The organism is Streptomyces sp. NPDC093221, assembly GCF_044753885.1.
GTDB lineage: Bacteria > Actinomycetota > Actinomycetes > Streptomycetales > Streptomycetaceae > Actinacidiphila.
Window position 1 is genome coordinate 366,054 of the sequence record NZ_JBIVOA010000009.1, and the last position, 20,451, is coordinate 386,504.

The 20,451-nt window shown below is 68.1% G+C and carries 17 protein-coding genes and 5 pseudogenes; 11 read left to right on the plus strand and 11 right to left on the minus strand.

Annotated features, from left to right (window positions below):
- Positions 1-167 precede the first annotated feature (167 nt).
- Together ACIQCJ_RS29805 and ACIQCJ_RS29810 are read left to right on the plus strand one after the other, a co-directional pair.
- Positions 168-644, plus strand: a complete 477-nt coding sequence (locus ACIQCJ_RS29805) for a transposase (protein ID WP_402713092.1) — start codon at positions 168-170, stop codon at positions 642-644.
- A pseudogene (locus ACIQCJ_RS29810) lies at positions 641-1,186 on the plus strand (transposase). The gene ACIQCJ_RS29805 and the pseudogene ACIQCJ_RS29810 overlap by 4 nt, the downstream one beginning before the upstream one ends.
- On the opposite strand, the gene ACIQCJ_RS29815 reads toward ACIQCJ_RS29810, so the two are convergent.
- Positions 1,187-1,561, minus strand: coding sequence for a hypothetical protein (locus ACIQCJ_RS29815; protein WP_402713073.1), 375 nt, complete (start codon positions 1,559-1,561; stop codon positions 1,187-1,189).
- 452 nt (positions 1,562-2,013) lie between these two features.
- Here ACIQCJ_RS29815 and ACIQCJ_RS29820 point away from each other — a divergent pair, with 452 nt between their 5' ends.
- Both ACIQCJ_RS29820 and ACIQCJ_RS29825 read left to right on the plus strand, forming a co-directional pair.
- Complete coding sequence (locus tag ACIQCJ_RS29820) at positions 2,014-2,541, plus strand: hypothetical protein (protein WP_402713074.1); 528 nt, start codon at positions 2,014-2,016, stop codon at positions 2,539-2,541.
- Positions 2,542-3,215: 674 nt separating this feature from the next.
- Positions 3,216-3,380 (plus strand): PadR family transcriptional regulator, encoded by a 165-nt coding sequence (locus ACIQCJ_RS29825; protein WP_402713075.1) that lies wholly within the window; start codon positions 3,216-3,218, stop codon positions 3,378-3,380.
- A gap of 662 nt (positions 3,381-4,042) precedes the next feature.
- On the opposite strand, the gene ACIQCJ_RS29830 is transcribed toward ACIQCJ_RS29825, so the two are convergent.
- A complete protein-coding gene (locus ACIQCJ_RS29830; RefSeq protein WP_402713076.1) occupies positions 4,043-4,333 on the minus strand; it encodes a hypothetical protein in 291 nt (96 codons plus the stop codon).
- Between the two features lie 151 nt (positions 4,334-4,484).
- Here ACIQCJ_RS29830 and ACIQCJ_RS29835 point away from each other — a divergent pair, with 151 nt between their 5' ends.
- Positions 4,485-5,273, plus strand: a complete 789-nt coding sequence (locus ACIQCJ_RS29835; protein WP_402713077.1) for a hypothetical protein — start codon at positions 4,485-4,487, stop codon at positions 5,271-5,273.
- A 575-nt stretch (positions 5,274-5,848) separates the two neighbouring features.
- Here the strand turns inward: ACIQCJ_RS29835 and ACIQCJ_RS29840 are convergent.
- From ACIQCJ_RS29840 to ACIQCJ_RS29850, 3 genes are read right to left on the minus strand one after another with little or no spacing between them, the layout of a single operon-like run.
- On the minus strand, positions 5,849-6,193 hold the full coding sequence (locus ACIQCJ_RS29840; RefSeq protein ID WP_402713078.1) for a hypothetical protein: 345 nt from the start codon (positions 6,191-6,193) through the stop codon (positions 5,849-5,851).
- A gap of 43 nt (positions 6,194-6,236) precedes the next feature.
- Complete coding sequence (locus ACIQCJ_RS29845; RefSeq protein ID WP_402713079.1) at positions 6,237-6,458, minus strand: hypothetical protein; 222 nt, start codon at positions 6,456-6,458, stop codon at positions 6,237-6,239.
- A 34-nt stretch (positions 6,459-6,492) separates the two neighbouring features.
- Positions 6,493-7,371, minus strand: a complete 879-nt coding sequence (locus ACIQCJ_RS29850; protein WP_402713080.1) for a hypothetical protein — start codon at positions 7,369-7,371, stop codon at positions 6,493-6,495.
- A 410-nt stretch (positions 7,372-7,781) separates the two neighbouring features.
- Between ACIQCJ_RS29850 and ACIQCJ_RS29855 the strand changes: the two genes are divergently transcribed.
- The 3 genes from ACIQCJ_RS29855 to ACIQCJ_RS29865 all read left to right on the plus strand — a co-directional run bounded on the left by ACIQCJ_RS29855 (position 7,782) and on the right by ACIQCJ_RS29865 (position 10,884).
- Positions 7,782-8,321 (plus strand): hypothetical protein, encoded by a 540-nt coding sequence (locus ACIQCJ_RS29855; RefSeq protein WP_402713081.1) that lies wholly within the window; start codon positions 7,782-7,784, stop codon positions 8,319-8,321.
- Positions 8,322-8,546: 225 nt separating this feature from the next.
- Positions 8,547-8,918, plus strand: a complete 372-nt coding sequence (locus ACIQCJ_RS29860) for a hypothetical protein (RefSeq protein WP_402713082.1) — start codon at positions 8,547-8,549, stop codon at positions 8,916-8,918.
- A gap of 1,633 nt (positions 8,919-10,551) precedes the next feature.
- Positions 10,552-10,884: a MerR family transcriptional regulator gene (locus tag ACIQCJ_RS29865; protein WP_402713083.1), complete on the plus strand. Its 333-nt coding sequence runs from the start codon at positions 10,552-10,554 to the stop codon at positions 10,882-10,884.
- 578 nt (positions 10,885-11,462) lie between these two features.
- Here ACIQCJ_RS29865 and ACIQCJ_RS29870 read toward each other — a convergent pair.
- The 6 genes and pseudogenes from ACIQCJ_RS29870 to ACIQCJ_RS29895 form a co-directional block, all read right to left on the minus strand.
- On the minus strand, positions 11,463-11,666 hold the full coding sequence (locus ACIQCJ_RS29870) for a cold-shock protein (RefSeq protein WP_401308830.1): 204 nt from the start codon (positions 11,664-11,666) through the stop codon (positions 11,463-11,465).
- Positions 11,667-12,131: 465 nt separating this feature from the next.
- Entirely contained in the window at positions 12,132-12,440 is a 309-nt protein-coding gene (locus ACIQCJ_RS29875) for an SCO5918 family protein (protein ID WP_401308827.1), read from the minus strand.
- A 72-nt stretch (positions 12,441-12,512) separates the two neighbouring features.
- A complete protein-coding gene (locus ACIQCJ_RS29880; RefSeq protein WP_402713084.1) occupies positions 12,513-14,084 on the minus strand; it encodes a DEAD/DEAH box helicase in 1,572 nt (523 codons plus the stop codon).
- Positions 14,085-14,412: 328 nt separating this feature from the next.
- A complete protein-coding gene (locus ACIQCJ_RS29885; RefSeq protein WP_311297653.1) occupies positions 14,413-14,616 on the minus strand; it encodes a cold-shock protein in 204 nt (67 codons plus the stop codon).
- Between the two features lie 382 nt (positions 14,617-14,998).
- Positions 14,999-15,438: pseudogene (locus tag ACIQCJ_RS29890) on the minus strand (hypothetical protein).
- 854 nt (positions 15,439-16,292) lie between these two features.
- A pseudogene (locus ACIQCJ_RS29895) lies at positions 16,293-17,134 on the minus strand (IS5 family transposase).
- A 381-nt stretch (positions 17,135-17,515) separates the two neighbouring features.
- On the opposite strand from ACIQCJ_RS29895, the gene ACIQCJ_RS29900 reads away from it, so the two are divergent.
- The 3 genes and pseudogenes from ACIQCJ_RS29900 to ACIQCJ_RS29910 all read left to right on the plus strand — a co-directional run.
- Entirely contained in the window at positions 17,516-17,947 is a 432-nt protein-coding gene (locus ACIQCJ_RS29900; RefSeq protein ID WP_402713085.1) for a hypothetical protein, read from the plus strand.
- 1,555 nt (positions 17,948-19,502) lie between these two features.
- Positions 19,503-19,892: pseudogene (locus tag ACIQCJ_RS29905) on the plus strand (alpha/beta fold hydrolase); the annotation flags it as partial.
- Positions 19,892-20,451 (plus strand): annotated as a pseudogene (locus ACIQCJ_RS29910) (histidine kinase); the annotation flags it as partial. The pseudogenes ACIQCJ_RS29905 and ACIQCJ_RS29910, both read left to right, overlap by 1 nt.

A 20,451-nucleotide genomic window follows, 5' to 3' on the forward strand; every position in this document is an offset into this window, starting at 1 on the left:
TCGCAGGCCCGCCCCCGTGCACGAGCTCCGGCTCATCGTCACTGACCTTCGATGTGTGATGTCGTCGGGGGCTGACGGAAGGTGATCGTCGCGGTATGCCGGTTGTATGAGGTATCCGCAGGGTGGGGCTGACGCCCGAACGCCAGATGTTTCGAGAGCGGATTCGGATGGAGGCAGCCGAGCGATTCGCCGCCGGGAGCTCCAACGGGGAGGTCGCCAAGGACTTACGGGTGAGCGTGCGCTCAGTGCAGCGGTGGCGCCGGACCTGGGAGGGCGCTGGCTTGGAGGGGCTGCGGTCGGCGGGACCAGTCTCCACACCGAAGCTGAGCGACACGCTGTTCGTGGTGCTGGAGGCCGAGCTGGCCAAGGGTGTGGTCACGCACGGTTGGCCGGACCAGACCTGGACCCTGGCCCGGATCAAGACACTGATCGGGCGTTGCTTTAACAAGACCCTCTCGCTCTCGGGCATCTCGCAGATGCTGCGCCGCCACGGCTGGAGCCACCAGGTCCCCGCTCGACGCGCGGTCGAGCGAGACGAGACCACCGTCGTCGGCTGGGCAAAGGAGACTTGGCCAACCGCGGAAGCACCGCGGCGGCGCTCGACGCCTACCTCGTCTTCGAGGACGAGGCTGGCTTCTCGATGACGCCGTCCACCACCCGCACCTGGTCACTCTGCGGCCACACCCCGATCATCCACGTCCGCGGACGCTCCCAGCGCCGCATCCCCATCGCGGCCCTGACCTGCTACAAGACAGGCGAACGCTCTCGCCTGATCTACCGGCCGCTGATTCACCCAGACCACAAGACCGGTGCGCGCCGCAGCTTCTTCTGGACCGACTACCGTGACCTGCTCCTCGTCGCCCACCAGCAGCTCGGCAAGCCGATCGTCCTGGTGTGGGACAACCTCAACGTCCACCGCGACCGCCGTCTGCGCGAGTTCATCGATGCCCAGGACTGGCTCACCGTCCGCTAACTCCCGCCCTACGCGCCGCAACTCAACCCGGTCGAATGGATCTGGTCCCTGCTCCGGCGCCGCTGCCAGGCCAACGTCGCCTTCACCGACCCCGCTCACCTGATGCGCGCTCTGCGGCGGGGCCTGCGCCAGGTCCAGTACCGGCCCGACATCATCGACGGGTGCCTCGCTGGAACCGGACTCGCCCTGGTCGTCCCAGATCCCGGCCTTTGATCAGCTTGGGCAGGTCCCGGGTGGCCGTCCAGCACCACCGGCCCCGGCCGCCGTCTGCTCGCTCGCCGCCGCACGGATCCTTGCCTCTTCGATGTGACTCGGGCGGGTGCTCAGCCGGAGTTGACGGCCTGCGTAGCCAGCGCCAACAACCGTGATGACGGAGCCGACCGCTGGCCAGTCTTCGGAGTCGAGATAGCCGTCAGACATATCAACACGGTCGACCACGCCAATCTCGCCGGACGGAACCTGCACCCTGAGCCCGTAGTGCATGTGCTTGACCACTGTCCCCCTGGTCAAAGACCATTTCTGCAGTTGCTCAGGCATAACCCCAGTCTTCCAGGACTTCGGCGAGTAGAGCAGCTGATTGCTCGACATCACACCTTCAGGCTCAGTAGCGACCCGTCGAGACAGCAGCCGGCGGCCACTCTCGTCGATCACCACACAGGGTGGTGGGTTTGCCTGCGTCGATACCGGCCCAGATGGCGGCCACAAGCGGCAGGAGTTTGAAGCCACACCCGACACCCCTGGGCGGGCCAACCATACGAAGGGCTGGCCCGGACCCGTGCCACAACGTAGGGAAGTTCGATCGGCGACGTCCGGGCAACAGGTCTCGGAGGCGGGTGACGTGTACGTACATGTTCCGTATGTAGAAGCGGACTGGGTCACCGCCGAAGATCTCCAGTGTCCGGCCGTCGAACGAGTGGAACCTGGTGCCGACCGTGATGATCACCTCGGGGTGACTGCTCGTAGACGATGGTCGCGCCGGACAGGCTGCACATGTGGATAGGCCGTCGGCCGATGTCAGTGGGGTGGGTTCTACTGGGGTCATGAGCGAGAACACGGGTGAGAGTGCCCTCGGTGAGGACGAGGACGCCGCGTTCTTCGACCGGCTCCGCCGGTGGCAGGCGCGTTACGGCGACGGCGCCATGGTCGGGCCTATGCCCCGGTGGTGGCCCTGGCCGCTGGAAGAGGTCACCTTCGACGACGGCGACCCGGACAGCGGGCTGATCGTTATCGGCCTCGAACCGGTGCTGGTACCGCGGCACAGTGCCGCCGAGGCCGGGCGGCCGTACGCGAAGCTGGCACGCCAGCCCGCGGGCGAGCCGCCCTACCGCTTCGGCTGGGCCGGCCTGGCCTGGGGGCTTCCGCCGCTCACTGAGGAGGAGGCCGCAGAGCTGGAAGCGGAGCCGCTGGACCCGGTGGTCGCGTACAGCTGGCACGAAGCCGACTGGCAGTGGCACCTGTTCACGAACGGAGGGCAGCGGCGGCTGACCGCCGCCGAAGTGACCCGTATACGCGAGAACCTGGACCACGATCACCGGTTCCCACCGGGCTTCTCCTCTTTCCGGCTCTGACGCTTCCAGCGATGCAGTTGTCGCCGTTGAGCGCCACCGGGGACGCTCCTGCTCGGTGGGGCTACTTCGCGTTCGTGATCGGCGCGGCCACCGTCTGCGAGCAGTCACCCGAGATGATCAAGTTCAGTGGCAGACGGTCAAGGTTCAGTAGCACCGGACAGCGCCGCGGTGCGGGGACCGGCCGGCAGGGGCCGGCGGCCCGGCACAGCGTCAGCGGTGAGGCGCGCGCGTCACCACCACCGTGGCACGCAGCACGCGGGCGAGCGGGCCGTCCGGGAAGCCGCCGCCCGGCCCCCGCCGGACCGCGTGATCGCGCCGGGCGTGCGGATCACCCGTCAGGTCGCGCTGAGGACCCGTGGCGCACCCCGGCGAGCACCCGGCCCGGGCGGCCCGGTCAGAGGCGGGCCGTCGGACGAGCCACTCCGCCGCGATCGCGGACGCCGCTTCGCTGGCCGCGTGCACCTGCCCCGGGATTCTGGCTGGCAGCGGCTGGTCGACGTCATTGCCGGTCACCACCACGGTGCCGTACAGGAAGTAGTTCAGCTCGACGCCGCGCCAGACCGACGGCAGACGGGGGTGCCAGCCTCTGAAATCTCCCGATCGAGATGGCGTCCCAGCCCTCCACCGGCCCTGGACCTATGTTCCTGGTAGACCCTGACCTCGGCGTGGAGACCATGAGAAACGCTCGGGTCTCCAGTGGCTCCTTGTGTCCCGCGCTCGCGCGCCTTGAGCGGGCCGGATGGATCATCGGCGAAGCCGAGGACATCGACCCCAAAATCGAGGGCCGCCCGGCGCGCCGGTACTACACGATGACCGCCGAAGGCGCACGCGCCTTCTGACCCTTGAACGCGTTGAACGACCTTGCTGGCGAGGCGAAATCGAAGTTCTCGGCCCAACAGCGCGCGAGTGGACCGGAACGCTCGACGCCATCGGCATCGACGGACCCGACCTCCACGGCTGAGGCGTACTCCCCAGCCGACGCCATCACTGCACCCCCGTCCACGACCACCTCCGCCCCGCTGCGATCTCCCCTGCCCTGCGAGGGCCGAGCACCTTGCGGACCGTCGCTGCCAAGACCCAAATCACGTCACTCGAAAGGGTGACAACCCATCTCAAACAATCTGGTCGGGGCAGGGCAGCAGGCACTTGACTCCGTACCGGGCGGAGGATGGGCCGCTGGGGAGCTCACTCCCGGCTGGAGAGGGGAGCGCGTAGTTCGACACGGAGTCGGATGGACGTGTCGATGGGCAGTCCCAAGCTGGCGTGGCGAAGATCCTTAGAGTGTCGTGCGATGAGGTCCAGATCCCGGAGTTGCCGCTGGAGCTCAGAGGCGAGCACCTCGTCCGTGTCGACAGGAAGTTCGTCGTCTTCTTCCTGCTCGGCCAGGTACTGAAGGTGCTGGTCGACCGCCTGGTTGCTGGTCCAGGCTGCGAATTCCTGGCAGCCGAAAAGGTAGGCGTGTGCGGAATACAACGTCGCCGCTGCTGCCGACTCGTCTGCGTCATCCGGGCCGTCCTGGCCGTCGTTGTGGGCAGTACTCGCTGAGTATGTACTCGCCGACACCGCGCTTGACGGCCGAGAAGGCCGTCGAGTCGCCGAGAACGCCCTCCCATACGAAATTCAACAGAGGCCGCAGGCTCATGGTGAGCGGCGCTTGATCGTCCTCGGGCAGTGCCTCGTGCCGACTCATCAGTCGTTCCGCGACACCGGCGGCGAACACACCGCGTTCGCCGGACGGCATCGCCTTCAGTCGCTCGTCCACCAGCGCGGAAAGCTCCTGCCACGTATCCATTCGAAACCACTCCAAAGGCGCGGTGCCAGCGTGCTCACGCCGGCCAGAGCGATCATCGCAGTCGCCAGTGACAGGTCCGCCCGCGCCCTCAGCGGCCCGCGTTCATCGAGGACGGCTGTGTCCCACACGCGCACCTGGTTAGTCTGCGGGTATGACGGAGCACTTCGCGTTCGGCGCGATGCTGGCGCGGCTGCTGGACCAAAGAGAACTCGGCGCCCAGGAACTGGCCGACCGCGCCGGGCTGAGCCCAGTCGAGGTCCGCGCTGTGCTCGCCGGGGACAGCCCCAGGCAGGAACTCCTCCGACGGCTTGGGCCCGCACTGGGTTTCCATGCCGTCGATCTGTTCATCCTCGCTGGGCTGGCGGTCCCGGACGACATGGCGCCGCTGGACGCCATGGCCGCGATATGGGTGAGGAACACGGTGACGGAGGCGGTGCGTCTGCCTACGGCGGGACGTCGCGAGCTTCTGCAACTGGTCCGCTCGCTGCCGCAGGAGAAGCGGTGTTCCAGCTTCGTCCCGAAGCCGCTCATGCCCCTCGATGGCGGTCCGGGTGCTTGGGTCATCCGCATGCTCCAGTACCGCAATCTGAACTGGACGGGCATGGCGATGGCGCTCGCGTTCGTGACGCCCACGTATCTGTCGGCGGCCACTTACGGTGTGATCGGCACTGGCCGCAAGGAGTTGACCCCGCGCTTGGTGACGGACTTCGCTGCCCTGATGGGGATCGACGCACGCGATCTCGCCGCGCTGACGCGCGTCGATCTGACTGAGCTTCCACCACCTCCGCCATCGGAGGCGGTAGATGCCGCAGCACTGCTGTGGGAGGCACGGCGTCTGTCCGCTGCCCAGGTACAGCACGTCTTCGATTTGGCACGCTCCATGCAGGGCGACTCCCACGACACGCATTTCACGGAGCCGCCCGGATCTGACACCTGCTGACTGGCCCGTCTCATTAGATCTTGCAGGGGCGAGGCCGTTGACCTGCGGAGTGACAGGTTCAACCGCGATTTACTGGGGGGCAGCGACGAGGCGTCGCGAAGACGCGTGGGCGGTGCGGTTGGCGCGTCTCATGGATCATGGCGAGGGTGGTGCCGCCTGAGCAGGACCTTGCCAGGTTGGCGAGACGCCTGACGGTCGTTTTCGGGTTGAAGATGGCAGTTTTCCTGGTCGGGATCCGCAGTAATGGACGTGCTCAGGAAGGGGGCGCCGCTGACGATGCTGAAGTTCACCGCGGGCGGTCGACCAAACGATCTCGAACTGATCGGCCGACGACGACTGCGGGTCGTGCCCTTCCCACTCGGAGATGGCCGGTTCCGCGGTCAGACCGTAGACGCTCTCGTATTCAACGGACCGACCGTCTCTTCGGGCTTCTTGCCACTCGGCCAGCGAGGCAGCGGTCAGAGCCTTGTTTCCAGGCTCCTGCAATTCGACTTGACGAATCACATAGCAATCGGCGTCCAACTCGAAGTAGAAACAACCGTCTTCCTCGTCCCAGAAGCAGTGGACCCAGGCCGTCACGGGCTCACCGCGTCGAAGGGCTCGTCGTGCCAGCGCCAGCCGGCGGTGCCGTCGTCGTGGATGTGCAGCATGAACTCGGCGACCCGGCTGCCGCCGGGAAACGTCAGGGTCAGCGCACTGCGGATCTGGGTGTAGCAGGCATCGGCCCGATCCCAGTCCTCCTCGTCGACAGCCCGCTCTTGCTCACTGAAGAGGGGACGGAACTCTTCAAAACCAGGAAGTGCCTCGACTTCTGCGCGCGTCCAGGGCATATCGGCGCCGGTCACGGTCAGCCGGGCAATCTCCTGGTCGCCGTGGTGGAGCCGCCAGATACTGCCGGTGATGAGGTTCGGGTTGGTCATGTCTCCGATGATGACGATCGACACTGACAGCCGGCGAGTGAGATCACGGCCCCTCCTCGGTCGCGGTGACGACCGTCTCATGCAGCGGAAGCCGATGGGGTGCGATGTTGAGCCGCTGTGCCGCTTCGGTCGGCAACTGGGGATGGTCTTGCCAGTAACGCGAGGCGAACAGGCCGGTGAGAACGATGGCCTCGGGGTAGGTGGCCGGTTCGGTCCGGGCGTCGGAGGGACGGTGGGGATCACCGAACGGGTCCTCGCGCAGCACGTGGAGTCGGCGGTTCCATCTCTGTTGAAGCGGCTCACCGTTGCTCTCGCTGGTGAAGCACCCGTTCAGGCGGTCGTGGGCGTCGACGTAGGCCAGTGCCGTGGAGGGATGTGCGCCTCCACCCGCCCCACCACGCCGTCGTCCAGGACAACCAGCACGCCCAGCGGCGTGGTGTCGATCTGCACCACCTCACCGGGACGGGCGGCCAGCGTCGGAGTGAACGGGAGCATCCGGCCGCCCGGCCAGAGAACGCCGGGACCGCGCCCTGCCCATGCCGCTCGGCGACGAGCTTCTCGGCCAGCCGGATCACGCGGGTGCGGGTCCCCGACGACGCATCCTCCTGCGCGGCCAGGACCTTCAGCACCGCCTCGGCCAGACGCTCGTCCACCCGCCCGATGCCCGGCACCATGGACAACCGGGTAGCCCGCCGATCCACCAACCCCCAGAGCCCTTCATCCCGCCACTTCGACCTCAGCCGGAACAGGGTCCGGTCCGACACCTCGTTGCCTGCCGCGGTCAGCCCGGCCGCCTTGGACACGACGCGCTCGTTCACGGTTCGCCACTGCGGGTCGTACTCCGGCCGAGGAACAGTCCCTTTCGGCGCATCCGGCGGGAGCCTGGTCTCCACCTCGATCAGGTGCCTCTCGTAGAACCGGGCCTTGCGCAGAGCCACTTCGGGAACGGTGTCCAACAGGCCGAAGGGCGGAATCGCCGGCGTGGGCGCCGTAGAGTCCAGCAGTTCGAACTCCTGTGACACCATCAGGTGAGTGAACATCAGCATGCTCGCGGTGTTGTGCTCGTCGAGCAGGCGGACCGCCGTGCCCGACAAGCCCACCACGGTGTGGACCCGGTCCTCAAACCGGATCCGGTCACTCACTCGCAGCACACCCTTCGGCCGCTCGTGCTCGGTCATCAGCCCTCCACCCGGCTCACCAGAGAGTGATCGTTCAAAGGGCGCGACAGATCCGTTGTCAGCCGCCCGCAGCCGGCCAGACGACACCGCCACCCCACCGGCCACTACCACGACGACCGCGTCCGCCAAAGCCAACCCGAGGCCCGCCGCCGCGACGCCTTCGCACACCACTACGAAAGCGACGGTCCCCGGGCCCGCATCGTGCAAGGCCGCGATCAAAGCCCGGTACGCCCCGGGTACCGCGGTGCTGACCTGGGGCGCCGTCGAAGCCCCCGGCGGGCGACGACCTGTCGTCGGATGAGCTGTCTCAGATCGTCACGGACGTGCTCACCGAGAACACCAGCGGCTGACCTGTCGGACCCGCGCGCCATACTGCATACGGGCGCTGGGGCACCCGGATGGAGGACTTGATGGCTGCGTTCGATCGGCTGGGCGACCTGTTCGGCAGCGACGCAATCCGAGAGCATTTCACGGAAGCGATCGAGACAGCCGGGCTCGGCAGCCCCAGCACGGAACGCGACCTCCGCCAGAGGGCGTTTGCCGAGGCGGCGAAGCTCACCTACCACTTTCTTCGCGGTGACAACACTGCACGGACCGCGGAGGGGCGACGCCAAGTCGATGACGCCGTTGTCTTGGCGCGGCACCTTGTGCGCTGCGGATACGCGATGCGCCAGGCGCGCCAGCACAACGACCCGGTGGGGGACGACTGGGCCGAGCTCCTGGCCTTCGTGACGAAGGCGCGGGCGGCGATGGCAGAAGGCTCGGCGTCAACGGCGTGGTGCGGTGCGTTCGTCTACATCACCGAGCGGTGCGAGCAGTTGCACCAGCCCGGTCGACCCGAGGCGGACCGCACGGACGCGTACGCCGCCGTGCGGTACCTCGCCACCGAACTGCGGGGGTGCACCGGCTTCGAGGAGCGGTGGGCTCTGGTCGTCGGCGAGCCTGAGTAGGAGGCGCGTCCGGCCCCGCCACCAGGTGCGCTGCCCAGCCTGTGGTGTCGAGCTCGCGCTCTGGGGCCCGGCACTACTCCGCGCCGGCATGCGACAAGTGAGCCCCGCCACCGGCACGGTAGCGGGGCGGCGACGCCTCCGGGGTGCCTCTCCCTGAGTGCCAGACCCAGGCCCGGAAGGCCCGGTAGCAGCTGCAACTCCCGTCCCGTGAACGAAGGGGTGTCCATGCTGACGGTTCGGCCAATCACGAAGCCAGAGGACGCCAAGTTCGCCACGGACCCCCTGGTCGCACCGTCGGCATTCGTGAGGCCGCAGGAGCCGCGGGCGCACACGGTGTGGTCTGGCTCGGATGAAGCGCTGCACGTTCTTGGTCTGCAACGGGGCATGCAGGCGAAGGAGGAACAGATCGCGGCGGCGATAGTCGGGCTGCACGTGGACAGCGGCGAGAAGGTCCGGGACGGCCGCGCGTTCGACCTGACTCTTGTCGCTCCGGACTCGCTGACACGGCTGCAAATGGTGGATGGCTTCTTCTCCCGTTTGTGGCCCTCGTCCTCGGCTCGTGCCGCCAAGTACTCGGTCCAGTCGCGTCTGACGTAGGCGACCCAGCGGATCGCGGTGTGGCGTTGCATGCCGGTCAGGTCGGCGAGGATGGGGCTGGGGAGATTGGTGACGAGGGCGGAGGTGCGGGCCGCGCGGCACGAGATCCTGTGCCGGTTCAGCTTCTGTGTCATGGAGTGCGTCGAAATCGGCTTCCGCGGGACCAGACCCGCGAACAGCAGTGGTGGACCTGGAGTGGTCTGAGCGAACAGGGGTCGGGGGACGGACCATGGTCCGTCGGCCAGCTGCTGCAGCAGCCCGACCGGTCGTGGCGCCACCATCCGTACGCGCCCAGGACCAGTTTGCGGTTGCCCGCAAGTGCCGTCAGACCCTGAGCCTGATCACCGGCTTCGATCAGGCACTCGGCCGCAGCGCGGGCTCGGGCGACCGTCTCGTCCGTTACGGCAGGGGACCAAGCGGGGACCACACGCGCTGCACGTTGGTGAGCGATGGGTGCATAACTACACTTAGTGCGCACGGGATTGGTCCCGAATGGCGGGGAGATCCCTTGGCCTTCGCGACTGGGGGTCAAGGGGTCGCAGGTTCAAATCCTGTCGTCCCGACGGTGCACGAAGGGCCCGCTGGACTGGCATATAGCCAGGTCAGCGGGCCCTTCGGCTTGTCAGCAGCGGTTTCCGTGTGATGAGGGGTTGGAGGCGGCGCTGGGTGGTCTGCGGGGAGCCGTGGCCGGCGATCAATCTGAGGACGTGCAGGGGGACTCCGGTGTCCGCCGTCCAGGTCGGGCCGGTGCGTCTCAGGTCGTGTCGGCGCGGGTGTTCGTAGCCGAGGGTCTGGACGATGTCGTCCCAGTGGGTGGCGTCGCGCAGGACGGCGGTGGTGATCCGTCCCCCGTGGGGGCCGCGAGGACCCCGGCGTCGGAGTTGGTCGCAGGTTACCTCGGCCCCCGGTGACTGAAAATCTGTGATGGCCGGAGTAGACATTTGGTGGTGGCGTGGGTACGGTTTCTCTTGTACCCAGAGAGACAGAGGGCCCGGCAGAGACGAACTGCCGGGAGGCAGTACGCACATGACGCAGGTCGGTACGGTGGTGGAGCTCCAAAGCCAGGGATGTTGCCAGACGGGCGATGGGACTGACGACCGGACCGGGTGGCCCGCAGTGATCAGGGGCCGCCGTGAGAAGGACCGCAGCGGTAGTAGCGGTAAGTGCAGTGTGCGGTAACCAGCAGCGAAGTCAGTGAGCAGTACCTCGGTGAAGGCGTCGGCTGCGGGCGCGCGCACCGGGAGGTTCGGCAGTGGGGTTCCAAGCCAGAGAAGACGCAGGACGGGCGACGGGGCTGGCTGTCGAAGAGTGGTGCTGGTAGAGGCCATCAGCAGTACGAGAAGTGTGCAGTTCACGTTTGGCAGGCAGTTGATCCAGAGGGAAGAACGGAGGAGTTGAGCGCCATCGGGATCGCCCGGGCGGAGTGTTGAGTCCGGGTACCGCAGGACATCGATAGTGAGGTGGTCTCCGGTCAAGCAACCGCGATCCCCGCACCTGCCGCTCACCCTTTGGTGGCGGTGCGGACACAGTAGGCCGACGCAATAGCAGGTCGGCAGATGGTGTAGCAGTTCCTTCGGGGCCCCGGTGCCGGTATGGCACCGGGGCCCCTCCACGCGTTCCGCAGAGAGGTGCGATGACAGCAGGCGACACGAACGGGCGTCTCGATGACGACGACTACCCCGCGTACACCATGGGCCGAGCAGCCGAGATACTCGGTACCACCCAGGGCTTCCTCCGCGCGATCGGCGAAGCCCGCCTGATCACCCCGCTGCGTTCCGCGGGCGGCCACCGGCGCTACTCCCGCTACCAGTTGCGCATCGCCGCACGCGCCCGCGAACTCGTCGACCAGGGCACCCCGGTGGAGGCGGCCTGCCGCATCGTGATCCTCGAAGACCAGCTCGAGGAAGCGCAGCGCATCAACGAACAACTACGCCGTTTCCAACCCGGCGACCGGGCCGACGTCTGACCGGTGTCCCTGACACGAGGGAGCCTCTGCGGCTCGCGGAGGTGCTCCTCATATGTGCACATGATCGCCGAAGACGTTCAGCCGCCGGCTCCTGAGCGTGCTTCCCGGCCTGGTGCCGACACGCCACCCGACGTCGTCCCGGACACCGCTGGTGCACCTTCCGCCAGCGGGCCCGGCCACCGGTCCTCTGCCGCGGATGGCGTCGTGGGCGTCGTGGTGGAGCGGGTGGTCGCCGGGCCGAAGCCGGGGATGCGTGGCTCGCTGCACGCGGCTGGTCGAATCCGCTTTTGTGGTGTCCCGGCGACGGCCAATCCTTGGGCCTGCCAGGAGAGATGGTGATCGACCACGGGGGGGCCCGCTGTGCTCGGGTGATTGACCAAGCGTACGGAGAAAGATCGGCACTTCTCACGAGAGCCGCGGGTCTTTTCCGGTACGGGCGCCCGGATCGACGAGCCGTGTGTCGGGGCGGGCCGCGACCGTCGGATCGCGGAGGGGTCCGGACCGGGAAGACCGCCGTGTCCACGCTACGGAGCCACCGGACAGCGAGCCGACTGGGACGGGCCGGGAGTGGCCCGGCGTCAGTCGCAGGTGATGTTCTCCGCGTACAGACCCCTTGGGTTCTGCCCGATGTCGAAGTGGACCTTCTGGCCTTCGGTCAGCCCAGGAAGAGCGTCGTTGACGAGATTGGAGTAGTGCGCGAAGACGTCTTCACCGTCGCCCGACTGCTCGATGAATCCGTATCCTTTAGCTGAATTGAACCATTTCACAGTACCTGTGGCCATTCTGTAACTCCTGCTCGCTCGGCGTGCGGCACCAGATTCGCGAACTCCGCATCTATGTGGAATTTTCTTGTCCGTGCACCGGTGAAAGGGAAGAAGCAGTCGTCAATCACGCGGCTGGCGCGGCCCCACGGGCTGGTGGACGCGGGCTCTGCGGCGAGGCCGCCCGCAGCCCTTTTCCTCGGGCGTCGCCCGAGAGGCCCCTGGTATCTGCCCCGCCGACGGCTGGTGGGGCAGAGGGCTGAGCGTCCGCCCGCGACATGCGAGGGTCGGCGACCGCGGGCTGAGCGTCCGCCCGCGACATGCAAGGGTCGGCGACCGCTCGAATCGGAAGCCTGGCACGGCCGTTGGCCGGGTTGGCGCGGGCCGAGGAGTGACCTCCGCGCGTGGGACGAGGCGGGATCGGGCGCCTGCTGCTCGGAGCCAGGAGCCCGCCGGTGTGCCGCGAGTGTGGGTTCTCCTCGTGGGTCAGGCTGTCACGGGGATGCCGAGCAGTGACTGGGCTGTCCGGAGTGGACTGGAGGCGGTGGCGGGGACGTGGGGGGCGATGTTGCGGCAGGTGTAACCGAGGCTGAGGAGGGCGCGGGTCATCTCGGCGGCGCTGAAGTCGCGGCGGTCCTGGCGGGTGATCACCTCTCCCACTTGCTTCACGGGGTAGTGGCGTCGGCCGATGATCACGTACTCGCCCGTGACGACCTCGGGTTTGATGCCCTTCATGGACGCTTGCACGCCGCTTTTGGTGAGGTCGAAGGGGAAGTGGGCGATGATGCAGCGCATGGGACCTCGCGGAGATGAGGGGGGGATGGGGACAGGAGCCGGTTCGCCCTGGTGAGTGCGGTCCGGCGGCGTTCAGGCCGCCGGGCTGAGTGCGGTACGGCGGCCCTGGGTCTCCGTCGAGGCCGTGGTCGGACGGGCGGAGCGCCGGGCCGCGGCGGGGCGGCTGCGCCGGCCGCGCGCGGAGGCGGCGGACGTGCTGCGCCTGGTGCGGTCGGCGACTGGCTCGGTGATGGTGACGGGCACACCGGAAGGCGTGCGGGCTCCGGTGATGCGGTTCAACTCGGCTTCCCCGGACCGGATCTGGGTGGTCTGCGGGGTGATGCCTGCGGTGGTCATCAGACGGGTCATCTCGCGGCGCTGGTGGGGCAGGACCAGGGTGACGACGCGGCCGGACTCACCGGCGCGGGCGGTGCGTCCACCGCGGTGCAGGTAGTCCTTGTGGTCGGCGGGCGGGTCGACGTTGACCACCAGGTCGAGGTCGTCGACGTGGATGCCGCGGGCGGCCACGTTGGTGGCCACCAGCACCGTGACGTGCCCGGTCTTGAACTGCGCGAGGGTACGGGTGCGCTGCGGCTGCGACTTGCCGCCGTGCAGCGCCGCCGCCCGTACACCGCTCTTGAGCAGGTGCTCGGTGAGCTTGTCGACGGCGTGCTTGGTGTCGAGGAACATCAGCACCCGGCCGTCGCGCGCGGCGATCTCGGTCGTCGTGGCGTGCTTGTCCGTGTTCTGCACGTGCAGAACGTGATGCTCCATGGTGGTGACCGCGCCGGCTGACGGGTCGACGGAGTGGACCACCGGGTCGTTGAGGTAGCGGCGCACCAGCAGGTCGATGTTGCGGTCCAGGGTGGCGGAGAACAGCATCCGCTGGCCGTCGGGGCGCACCTGGTCGAGCAGCGCGGTGACCTGCGGCATGAAGCCCATGTCGGCCATCTGGTCCGCTTCGTCCAGGACGGTGACGCCGACCTGGCCCAGTTGGCACGCGCCGCGGTCGATGAGGTCCTTGAGCCGTCCGGGCGTCGCCACGACGACTTCCGCTCCGCCGCGCAGCGCGCTGATCTGCCGGCCGATGGACATGCCGCCGACGACCGTGGTCATCCGCAGCCGCAGGGCGCGGGCGTACGGGGTGAGAGCGTCGGTGACCTGCTGGGCCAGTTCACGGGTCGGAACCAGCACCAGGGCCAGCGGTTGCCGGGACTCGGCGCGCTGACCCGCAATACGGGCCAGCAGGGCCAGGCCGAAGGCGAGGGTCTTGCCGGAGCCGGTGCGCCCGCGGCCCAACACGTCACGTCCCGCGAGGGAGTTGGGCAGTGTCGCGGCCTGGATCGGGAAAGGCACGGCCATTCCCTGTGTGGCCAGCGACGTCAGCAGAGTGGCGGGCAGGTCGAGCTCGGCGAAGGTTTCCACCGGCGGCAGGGCCGGAGTGACGGAGACCGGCAGGGCGAACTCGCCCAGCGGGGCCGAGGGCCGCCGACCGCCGTAGCCGCCGGAACGGGAAGGGCCGCCGGAACGGGAAGGGCCGCCGGAACGGCTCGGGGCCTGGCCGCCGCGGTATCCACCACGGCCGGAGCCGGAGCCGGAGCCGGAGCCGGAACCCGGGGAGCGGGTGCGGGAGTAGCGGTCGGTGGAGCGAACAGTGCGGTTCACGGAGAACCTTCCTCGATGCGGTGCGTCGAGGGATCCCCGGCGGCAGACGAGCCGCACAGGGAGCACAGGAACGAACCGATGAAAGTGAATGTACGAAGCGGGCCATCTGGAGCTCTCGACGAGCTGTCCGGCCGTTCCCGCGGGCACCAGCGGTACTCACACGTTGATGGCGGACCGGGGCTGGACTTCCCCGCTGCGGCAGAGGTGCTCCTCCGGGCGGCCGGGAAGGCGCGCGGGCCGCCATGGCGGCCGGGGGCGGGGGGAAAACCAAGTAGGCCGGGGCCCGCACCCCAAGGTGCGGGCCCCGGCCTACTGCTACGCGTGAGCGTCAGGCGGGAACGATGTTCTCGGCCTGCGGGCCCTTCTGGCCCTGCGTGACGTCGAACGAAACCTTCTGGCCCTCCTGCAGCTCGCGGAAGCCGGAAGCGGAGATGTTCGAGTAGTGGGCGAACACGTCAGCGCCGCCACCGTCCTGCTCGATGAAGCCGAAACCCTTTTCCGCGTTGAACCACTTCACGGTGCCAGTAGCCATGTCATATCTCCTTCGGGGCAGTGCCCGGAGCCCGCACTGTGCGGCCTCCGCGTCGCCGCGAGGTTGCCCCATCCGGAATGCACCGGAAATACAAAAGTGCTTCCACCGCTTACAGCAGTGAAGGCACTTGAAGTCTTTGGGAACCACAACTGCAACTGGGGAAACCATAGCATGCCGCCAGCGGTAATGCTGGATCTCCGATTACTGGCCGCTAAAGGCACGAAATGCTGCGGTCGGTCTGCTGGTATTTCTGTGCCGGCGGTGTCAGATATTCCACCTGGGCTTTGACAGGGTCGGCGGACAGGACGCCGGGGGAGGCGGTCACCGACCGGCCCCTCGCGCGCAGGCGGGCGACGCGTGCGGGGGCTGGCGAACTGCCCGGTCAGCGGCGGCCGGTGGCCAGGATGACGAGGAACTGGCCGCCGCCTGGCTCGATTTCGGCGGTCACCGGCAGCCCGGGAACCAGTCGGGAGAACCGGTCCACCAGCCAATCCGCGGCCTCCTGGGCGTCCCGCCGGGTCGGACAACGGCCCACCATCTCGCGGCCCCCTTGCGCTCCAGTCTTCCGGCAACGGTAATCAGCGGCGCGGGTTCGACCACGTACAGGCGGTCCGGCCAGGCGATGACCACCTCGACCGCGCCCTTGCGGGTGTTGCAGCCGCGGTGCGCCAGCCGCTCGGCGACCTTGGCCTTCCGGTCGGCGGTCCGGCTGTCCACACTGGGCCCCCGCGGGTCGTTCACCGACATCTCGGGGTCGACCGGTTCGTCGCACACCCAGCACCGCCAGCCGTCGCGCTCGGCCACATCATCAAGGAGGCTCACCCGGGTAAGCTACCGCGCCCGGCCGGTACCCCGCGCACCTGGGCCGCGGCGGGCGAGGGTCCAGCCGCCAGTCGGGCACGGCGACTCTCCGTAGCCAGGAGACCGACGAAAACCCACCTGTAATCTCGCATCAGCCGCGATGTCAGGCTGCCTATAAACGACCGCGTTCATACCCGGTCACACGGAGAACGTGAACGAAACAGGCATTGAGCCGTACGCGCGTATCGCCAGTTCATCCCGGTCGGTCTGGAATTCCCGGGCGCTGCCGGAGGCGTCATGACGGTCGATGCGCACCCTTCGTTTCCTCCGCCTGCCATCCCTCCTCCACCACGTCCCCGAGCCGCCATCCCGAGACCGCCCCCGACCACCCGTCAGCCGGAACATCCGCAGGCCACACCCTGGGGCCCTGCTCCATCGGGGGACAGGGCAGGTGCATCGGCAGCCTGCAGTTGGGCAGCCAACGAGCATCAGAAAGGCTCTGGCCAGTCATTTCTACTGGTCAGAGCCTTGAGCCCGGAGTGCCCTCGGCAGGATTCGAACCTGCGCACACGGCTCCGGACCATTGCCGATTTCAGATCCGCCGAATACCTGACTCGCCGCAGGTTCGGGCGCTCGAACCGTTACCACATCCGCGCCGGTGCCGCCTTGTGGCATCCGGGGATGTGGGTTCGGCCGTCGCTGATCTCTCGTCCACCCTCACTCTGCGCGAGGAAGGGGCCACCCGCCGGGAGCAGGAAGCTTCCCTAGCCGCCAAAACTTGGTCATTCGTGACGGCCTTCCGGTTCGACCGGTGAATGATCTCGGGTTGTCGGGAGCGTGGTCGAGATATTGAGGCCTGGGTTCTGTCCCTTTGGTCAGCGTCGGCTCCAGATGAGGATGCGGCGAGATGGAGTGCGGCCTGGTAGGCGATGGCGAGCTTGTCGGTTCGTGTGGCCAGGCCGCGCTACTGCTTGAGTCTGTTGATGCACCGCTCGACGGTGTTGCGTTGCTTGTAGGCGTCGGGGTCGAAGCCGGGTGGGCGGCCGCCTTGGCGGCCTCGTCTGAGGCGGTGTCCGATCTGGCCGGACGGCTGCGGGATGACCGCCCGATCCCGCGGCGCCGTAGGTGGGTGCGGATGGCGCGGGAGGAGTACGCCCTGTCGGTCAGCACGGTCAGGGGTCGGGTCCGCGGCTGGCCAGTGCCGGAGCGGGGAACGCGGATGCGGGACATCACTGTCTCGAACGCGGGTGCGTCACCAGCCTGGCCTGTGGTGACGGCGAAGGCCAGCGGTCGCGCTCCTGCGTCCGCGGCCAGGTGGACCTTGGTACTCAGCCCGCCGCGGGAGCGTCCGAGGGCGTGTTCGGTGGCCTCGTCGCAGGTTGCCGCCCCTTTTTGCGGGCGCCTGACGCGTGCTGGTGAGCGCGGACGATGGTGAAGTCCACCGATACCGTCCAGTCGATGTCGTCGTCGGCGTCCGCAGCTGCCATGACGGCAGTCAAGACCTTCTCCCACGTCCCGTCGGCACCCCACCTGATCAGCCGTTTGTCAGCAGTCTGGAACGGTCCGGGTTCCTCCGGCAGGTCCCGCCAGGTGAGCAGATCCGGTACTTCCACGCGATGGCTTCAAGGATCCTGCGGTGGTCGGCCCACCGCCGCGCACGGACCGGATCGGCAGGCATCAGCGGCTCGATCCGGTCCCACATCGCATCAGTGATCATTCATCGGACAGACACATCCGATCAACTGACCAACCGATCAAAGAGACACGCTCTAGGTGTCGTGTGATCCGCTGGGGAGGCCCAGGCTCCAGCTACCGCTGTAGGCGCCTGGATGTCCGGGATTGGCTGTCTGCGAGTTCTGTGGCGGCGGCTGGAAGCGTGGTCACCTGTTTGACCGGTCCGGAAGGCGTGGGCACGAGGGGAGCCGCCTACTAGGGATGGGTGCGCGGTGCCGGGCCCGTTTCACGTGCCGGCTGCCAGGACCCACAGAGATCTGTTCGCACGAAGGGAATTCCTGTGCCAAGTCAACTCGCGCGTGGCAAGCGGCTTGCCCTCTGCGCTGCCGTAGGAGCAGTTGTGGCGATGGGGGGTGTGGCTGCCGTGGGATACGGAACCGCCGCAGCGGTCCCGCAGGCAGCGGCGCGGCACACCGCATCGCCGAACCCCTGCACAGCCCAGGACCATCTGCTCACCATCGCCGTTACCACGGATGCCAAGAACGTCGCTGTCGGCGACCGCCTGTGGGACAGCCATGCCCGCTTCGTCAGGAACACTCATCAGTCCTTCCTGGTCGCCTACGGCCTCGCGAAGGGTCCGGAGCGAGCCGACCCTCTGGACCCGGCCTCGGCACTGACGGGTCGGACGGTGTACGTCCTCAACGAGTGCTACCGGACCAGCGCCGACATCAGCAGGCACTGGAAGATCACCTCCACGCGGTGGCCCGAGTTCCAGGCAGTCCTCGACTGGATGCACACCCCGGGCACGCAGGTGGTGACCCTGCACGACGGGCAGGTCAGAAACTCCCTCTGGTAGTCCGCGGCCCGGCGGCAGTCGGGCGGCAAAGGCTGGTCGGCGCGGTCAATCCGGCTCTCGGTCGGTGCCGTGTTCAGGGTCCAGTGGACGTGGTCTCCGGTGCCTTGGGGCAGGGCAGTTGACGCGGGGTTAGTCGCGGAGCTGCTGGGCAACGGCTGTTGGGCAGTCGCGGAGGGTGCAGAGGGCGCGAGTCTGGGCTGGCTTCGGGACTTGCTCGCCGGGGCTTGGCGGAGCGCCGATCTGGTGGGGGAGGACCTGCGTGGTCGCGAGGGGTGAAGTCACTCCGGTGCGGGGGAGCCATTGGTGTCTTTGGCACCTCGGAGCAATGCCGCGTTTTTGGCCACCGTGATGATGGCTGTGCTCTGGAGACTGCTGTCCGGTCTGGGTGAGTTGTGATCATGCGGTGGCCGATGCCGTGGGAGGAACTGGCCCTGTGCGTCACGCCCGGGGCTCAGCGGTTGTCAGGGATCCTAGGCAGGGAAATCTGTGCTGTAAGGCGGCGGACGTTGTGGTCGCGGGGGCTCACGATGGGGGTGTGGTCGCTGGTCCGGGAGCGGGCCAGAAGTCGACGGTCCATTCTTCGGTGGCCTCGGCGGGAGGGCGGGTGGGCATGTCGCCTGTGTAGGAATTGCTGGGGTTTCCGCGTCGGTATGCCTTGATCTCGTACAGTCCGGCGGGCACCGGGATGCTGTCACCGGCGCTCCCTCCGAGGAGGTGCCTGACGGAGATGGATCCGGTCGGGAATTCGACGGCGAAGGTGGGGGATTCGTCCCAGGTGCCTTCCGGTGGCTGTGGCGGAGAGTCCCAGTGGCGGAGCCGGACGAGGGGGTAGAAGTCGTTTCCGTCGGACATGAGGATGATGCCGTGGCGTCCGGCCTGGGCCCGGTCAGTCCCGTTCGCGGACGGTGCGTCGCTGCCCGGTTGCGGGCACTCCGCGTCCGATACGACGACTGACCGGTACTGGACGAGAGGCCGTGTGTCGACACTGGCCCGGGGTGTGTTCGTCATGAGTGGCGGTTGTCCTCGGTGGTGTTGCGGCGTACGCGCGGCGGCCGGGTCCCCTGCTCCTTCGGTGTGGTCGTGGACGGTCAGCTCATCGAGGCCGTGGCGTTCGGGCGGGCCGTCCCCATGACGGTTGACGGCCCGTCAACGCGATGGCCAGAGGCATCGTATCCGCCGGGGGAGAAGAGGAGCTGGCCGTCGGGGGTGGTGGCCCACAGGTCGGGAAGGCCGTCACCGTTGGCATCGCTTCCCGACGCGACCAGCGGCCGGTTCGATGCCGTCCATCCACCGGTGCCGTAGGCCGTTGGGGTCCCGCCCGCGGCTGGCTCGGGCCAGGCGGCGACGGGCGCCGCGCCGTACTGTGCGGGCAGCCGCAACTCAGCACGCTGTCGCAGGCCGCCCGCCCACGGCCGACGGCCTCGGCCTCGCTCAAGTCCGCAGCTCAACGCCGCGACCGCCGACTTCCGGCAGACCGATTCGCCGACCGTTGCGGGTGCGCATCCGATGCAATCGGCGGTGGTCGGAACATCGGTACAGCGGTTAACGCCAAGTCATCGACGAGCTGCTGGAGTCGCTGGAGTCGAACTATCTGGGCTGGTCGGCGGCGATGGCCCCGGTCATCGTGGGCAACGCGGACCGCCGGGAACTCGGCCAGGAGCTGACCGCCTCGTTCTGCGCGACCGACCCGGACATGGCTCGCGTCTTCGCCCGCGCGACGTTCCTGTCCGACAGCCGCGAGGACCTGAAGACGGTCACGGCGCCGACGCTGGTCCTTGAATGCAGGCAGGACGTGATCGCGCCCCGGGAGGTCGGCGCCTACGTCCACGCGGCGATCCCCGGCAGCCGCCTGGTCACGCTGGAGGCGACGGGTCACTGCCCGCAGTTGAGCGCGCCGCAGGCCACCGCGGGCGCGATCATCGAGTTCGTCGGGACAAGCCGGTGATGTGCAGGACCGACCAGGCGCCCGAGCCGGGCATGGAGCGTGCGCAGGTGGTGGGGCGGATGCGGTTCACCGATCTGCTCACTGTGGGGGGCAAGCTCTATCACGAGACGCACTTCGCGCCGCTGTTGCAGATGAAGGGCGAGGTCAGCGGCATCGCCCTGGACATCAGGGCCGCCGGAAAGGCGCGGATGCCGGTGCTGGTCACCTCGAAGGTGAAGACCAGCGAGGACGGTGAGCCCCTGCTGATCCGCACCACCGTTTTCGACGCCCGCGACCGCCGCGCCTACGAGGCGGAGTTGCTGCGCGGCCGCGAGGCGGCTGAGGAAGCCCACCGGCAGGCCGAAGCGGCGCGCCGGCGGGCGGAGGCTGATCGCGTCCGGCTCCAGGAGGCGCTCGCCGTTCTCCAGCAGAGCCTGCTGCCCTCGCAGCTGCCCGCGATCCCGGGCCTGGAGGCCGGTTCCTATTACCACACGGCATCCCCGGATCTGCTGGGCGGAGACTTCTACGACCTGTTCCCCCTGGACTGCGGCCGGTGGGCGTTCTTCCTCGGGGACGTGTG

Bases quoted from the DNA above. Each gene is read 5' to 3' on its own strand.
- ACIQCJ_RS29820 (WP_402713074.1), top strand. From the start codon at position 2,014: ATGAGCGAGAACACGGGTGAGAGTGCCCTCGGTGAGGACGAGGACGCC.
- ACIQCJ_RS29855 (WP_402713081.1), top strand. From the start codon at position 7,782: ATGGCTGCGTTCGATCGGCTGGGCGACCTGTTCGGCAGCGACGCAATC.
- ACIQCJ_RS29835 (WP_402713077.1), top strand. From the start codon at position 4,485: ATGACGGAGCACTTCGCGTTCGGCGCGATGCTGGCGCGGCTGCTGGAC.
- ACIQCJ_RS29840 (WP_402713078.1), bottom strand. From the start codon at position 6,193: ATGACCAACCCGAACCTCATCACCGGCAGTATCTGGCGGCTCCACCAC.
- ACIQCJ_RS29865 (WP_402713083.1), top strand. From the start codon at position 10,552: ATGACAGCAGGCGACACGAACGGGCGTCTCGATGACGACGACTACCCC.
- ACIQCJ_RS29860 (WP_402713082.1), top strand. From the start codon at position 8,547: ATGCTGACGGTTCGGCCAATCACGAAGCCAGAGGACGCCAAGTTCGCC.
- ACIQCJ_RS29815 (WP_402713073.1), bottom strand. From the start codon at position 1,561: ATGTCGAGCAATCAGCTGCTCTACTCGCCGAAGTCCTGGAAGACTGGG.
- ACIQCJ_RS29805 (WP_402713092.1), top strand. From the start codon at position 168: ATGGAGGCAGCCGAGCGATTCGCCGCCGGGAGCTCCAACGGGGAGGTC.
- ACIQCJ_RS29885 (WP_311297653.1), bottom strand. From the start codon at position 14,616: ATGGCTACTGGCACCGTGAAGTGGTTCAACGCGGAAAAGGGTTTCGGC.
- ACIQCJ_RS29870 (WP_401308830.1), bottom strand. From the start codon at position 11,666: ATGGCCACAGGTACTGTGAAATGGTTCAATTCAGCTAAAGGATACGGA.
- ACIQCJ_RS29850 (WP_402713080.1), bottom strand. From the start codon at position 7,371: ATGACCGAGCACGAGCGGCCGAAGGGTGTGCTGCGAGTGAGTGACCGG.
- ACIQCJ_RS29830 (WP_402713076.1), bottom strand. From the start codon at position 4,333: ATGGATACGTGGCAGGAGCTTTCCGCGCTGGTGGACGAGCGACTGAAG.
- ACIQCJ_RS29875 (WP_401308827.1), bottom strand. From the start codon at position 12,440: ATGCGCTGCATCATCGCCCACTTCCCCTTCGACCTCACCAAAAGCGGC.
- ACIQCJ_RS29825 (WP_402713075.1), top strand. From the start codon at position 3,216: ATGAGAAACGCTCGGGTCTCCAGTGGCTCCTTGTGTCCCGCGCTCGCG.